This is a genomic window from Streptomyces sp. NPDC060000, from assembly GCF_042737375.1.
In the GTDB taxonomy this organism is placed as follows: Bacteria; Actinomycetota; Actinomycetes; order Streptomycetales; family Streptomycetaceae; genus Streptomyces.
Genome location: NZ_JBHWUU010000177.1, coordinates 1 through 3,198 on the forward strand (window position 1 = coordinate 1; position 3,198 = coordinate 3,198).

Here is a 3,198-nt window from a genome sequence, read left to right on the forward strand (position 1 = left end):
CCCCGCTAGAACTTCGGCGGGTTCGGGCCCCGCCGCACCCCGGGGGTGCGGCGGTCCCGTGCGTTCCAGCACGCCTTGTGCCAGTGCCGGCGGTCGTCGACGCCCGCGTGTTCGGGCCAGGCGACGACATGCGGCACACCGTCCGGGATCAGCTGGTCGCACCCCGGGCACCGGTACGCCTTGCCCTGCGCGCTCGCGCCGGCCACGTGCCGCACGCTCCACTGCTCGCCCTGCCAGCTCTCCCCCGAGTGCCACCCGCCGTAACGCCTCTCACGGTCGTCCTCGGCGCTCCGGCCGGACAGGCCCTCACCCTTGGGTCGGTTGCGACGCGGGGACACGGGACACCTCACGGGGCTATACAGGAAGCAGGATTCGTGCTCCAGCCTACGCGGCGTGCGCGCGGGTATTCATAGGGCAGCGATCCCCACAAGTCGCCCTCCCGGACGTCCCATTCTCCAGACAATCCGCAAATCTCTCCGCCAGGCCGTGTCCTCGGCACGTGTCAGACGGTTATGCCGGGTGGGGGAGCTCCGTGTCGGAGCCAAGGAAGCGGGAAAGTCCATGCGCGTTGGAAGTTTCGTGTTGGGAGCCCAGTTCCCCGGCCAGGGTCAGGGAGAGGCGCTGCACCGCGCGGTCCGCTCGGCCGAGGTGGCCGAGGAGGCGGGTCTCGACTCGGTCTGGCTGGCCGAGCACCACTTCGTGCCGTACGGCACGTGCCCGTCGGCGGTCACGCTCGCCGCTCTGCTGCTGGGCCGCACCCGCCGCATCCGGGTCGGCACGGCGGTCAGCGTACTGCCCACCGTCCACCCCGTCGCCCTCGGCGAACAGGCCGCGCTGCTGCACCTGACGAGCGGCGGCCGCTTCTCGCTGGGCGTGGGGCGCGGCGGGCCGTGGGTCGACCTCGAGGTGTTCGGCTCGGGCCTGGAGGCGTACGAGCGGGGGTTCCCGGAATCACTCGATCTGCTGGTTCGCTGGCTGCGCGAACCCTCGGTGGGAGCCGACGGCGAGCGGTTCCGCTTCCGCGAAGTCCCCGTCGTACCCAGGCCGTCGGAGGCGCTGACGGAGGCGTCGGGGCCGGAGGTCGTCGTCGCCTGCACCTCACCGGCGAGCGTACGGCTGGCCGCCGAGCGTGGGCTGCCGATGCTCCTCGGCATGCACGTGGGGGACGAGGAGAAGGCCGAGATGGTCGCCCTGTGGCGGCAGCGGGCGCGCGCGGCCGGGCGGTCCGGGGACGAGATCCGGGGCGCGGCGCATGTCTCGGCGGGCGTCTGCCAGCTCGCGGACCGGCGCACGGACGCGGTGGAGACCCTGGTGAAGGCGATGCCGGGCTGGCTGAGGCAGGGGCTCGACGCGCATGTCACGGTGGACGGCCGGCCCCGCTCCATGCGGGACCCTGTGGCGTACACCGAACTGCTCTGCGGGCTGCATCCGGTGGGCACCCCGCGGCTGTGCGCCGACCGCCTCGCGGCGACCAGCGAGCGGACCGGCATCTCCCGCTTCGCCCTGCTCGTCGAAGGCTCCGGCGACCTGGCGGCCACGGAGGAGAACGTACGGCGGCTGGGCTCGGAGGTGCTCCCCCACCTCCGGTGAACAGCCCAGCCGGCCGCGAGGCTTGCCGCTCCCGTACTGATGGAACCCTCCCGCGTCAGGAGCGGCAAGCAACAGGCTCACGTGTCAGCAGTCCCGGAATTCCGGGGACTGGTTCAGCACCTGGCTACGGACCGAGGTGAAACGGGCGAGCTTCTCGTCGACAGCCGGCACCAACGGGAACACCGCCACCCGGTGGCAGTTCTGGAAGGCCAGCCGCACACCGAAGTGCCGCTGGAGCGCGCCGCGTATGGCGTCACTCGCGAGCGCGCGCAGCAGCTGCCCGCGTGCCTGCTCGTCCGGCGGGGGCGTCTGGTTGTCGGCGAAGTCTCCGCCGTCCACCTTCAGCTGGGCCACCAGGGAGCTGACCATCTCCCATGCGTAGGGCAGGGAGGTCCGGACGCAGTCGACGAATTCTGCTTCGTCGACCTCGCCTCGCTCGGCCTGTTCGAGTAGGGCCGGTGAGACGTCGAGCGACATGGGTACTCCTCTCGCACCCCCGGAACAACAGGGGTTGCCGGACAGGGAAAGGGAGTTCGCATGCCGAAACACCGCACACGCTGAGTACACGCATCGCGACCTCCCGTTCCCTACGGTAGGCAACGGACCGTGACCGCACCAGGAGAATGGGCACATAGGGAACCCCTATTGGGCACACAATCGGCCACTGTCGATCCACTGTCGAACGATCTTTTTCCAGGTCGAAAGGGGCGGGCCCGCTGGGGCCCCGGTTACGGGCGGCGGTGCGTGAGCGGACGGGGGAATCGCGTGCGCGGTGGGGCGTCGGATAGCGTTGCGGACCATGCGTCTCGTCATCGCCCGGTGCTCCGTGGACTACGCCGGCCGGCTCACCGCCCACCTACCGTCCGCCCCTCGCCTGATTCTGGTGAAGGCGGACGGCAGCGTCTCGATCCACGCGGACGACCGGGCCTACAAGCCCCTCAACTGGATGTCGCCGCCCTGCACGCTGAAGGAGGGCACGGGCGAGGAGGAAGGTGTCTGGACCGTCGTCAACAAGGGCGGAGAGAAGCTCATCATCACGATGGAGGAGATCCTCCACGACTCGTCGCACGAACTCGGCGTCGATCCCGGCCTGATCAAGGACGGCGTGGAAGCACACCTCCAGGAACTGCTCGCCGACCGCATCGAGACCCTCGGCGAGGGCTACACCCTCATCCGCCGCGAGTACATGACGGCCATCGGCCCGGTCGACATCCTGTGCCGGGACGCGGCGGGGCAGACCGTCGCGGTGGAGATCAAGCGGCGTGGCGAGATCGACGGCGTCGAGCAACTCACGCGCTATCTCGAGCTGTTGAACCGCGACCCGCATCTCGCCCCGGTCCGCGGCGTCTTCGCGGCACAGGAGATCAAGCCCCAGGCCCGCGTCCTCGCCACGGACCGCGGCATCGGCTGCCAGGTCCTGGACTACAACGCGATGCGGGGCATCGAGGACGACAAGCTGCGGCTGTTCTGACCCACGTACCCCGTACCCGTACGACGAGAGGGGCGGGGTGCCGGGGTGGGGGAACCCGCCCCGTAGTGGTGGCCGGGGGGGCGGTTGACCGGGGCGGGGGGGCCCGGGGGGGGGGGGCCGCGGGACCGATGGGGCAT

At 70.7% G+C, this 3,198-nt stretch carries 4 protein-coding genes; 2 read left to right on the forward strand and 2 right to left on the reverse strand.

The window, feature by feature from the left end:
- Positions 1-5: 5 nt before the first annotated feature.
- The gene (locus ACFWBB_RS42490) at positions 6-338 is read right to left on the reverse strand and encodes an ATP/GTP-binding protein (RefSeq protein ID WP_385284648.1); all 333 of its coding nucleotides are present in this window, start codon (positions 336-338) and stop codon (positions 6-8) included.
- Positions 339-561: 223 nt separating this feature from the next.
- On the opposite strand from ACFWBB_RS42490, the gene ACFWBB_RS42495 reads away from it, so the two are divergent.
- Positions 562-1,590, forward strand: coding sequence for an LLM class flavin-dependent oxidoreductase (locus ACFWBB_RS42495; protein WP_385284651.1), 1,029 nt, complete (start codon positions 562-564; stop codon positions 1,588-1,590).
- Between the two features lie 84 nt (positions 1,591-1,674).
- Here ACFWBB_RS42495 and ACFWBB_RS42500 read toward each other — a convergent pair whose 3' ends face one another.
- Entirely contained in the window at positions 1,675-2,067 is a 393-nt protein-coding gene (locus ACFWBB_RS42500; protein WP_355704150.1) for an SCO5389 family protein, read from the reverse strand.
- A gap of 322 nt (positions 2,068-2,389) precedes the next feature.
- Here ACFWBB_RS42500 and nucS point away from each other — a divergent pair, with 322 nt between their 5' ends.
- Positions 2,390-3,061, forward strand: coding sequence for an endonuclease NucS (gene nucS, locus ACFWBB_RS42505; RefSeq protein ID WP_385284654.1), 672 nt, complete (start codon positions 2,390-2,392; stop codon positions 3,059-3,061).
- The last annotated feature ends 137 nt before the right edge of the window (positions 3,062-3,198 follow it).

Coding starts and splice junctions, on each gene's coding strand:
- ACFWBB_RS42495 (WP_385284651.1), top strand. CDS start 562: ATGCGCGTTGGAAGTTTCGTGTTGGGAGCCCAGTTCCCCGGCCAGGGT.
- ACFWBB_RS42500 (WP_355704150.1), bottom strand. CDS start 2,067: ATGTCGCTCGACGTCTCACCGGCCCTACTCGAACAGGCCGAGCGAGGC.
- nucS (WP_385284654.1), top strand. CDS start 2,390: ATGCGTCTCGTCATCGCCCGGTGCTCCGTGGACTACGCCGGCCGGCTC.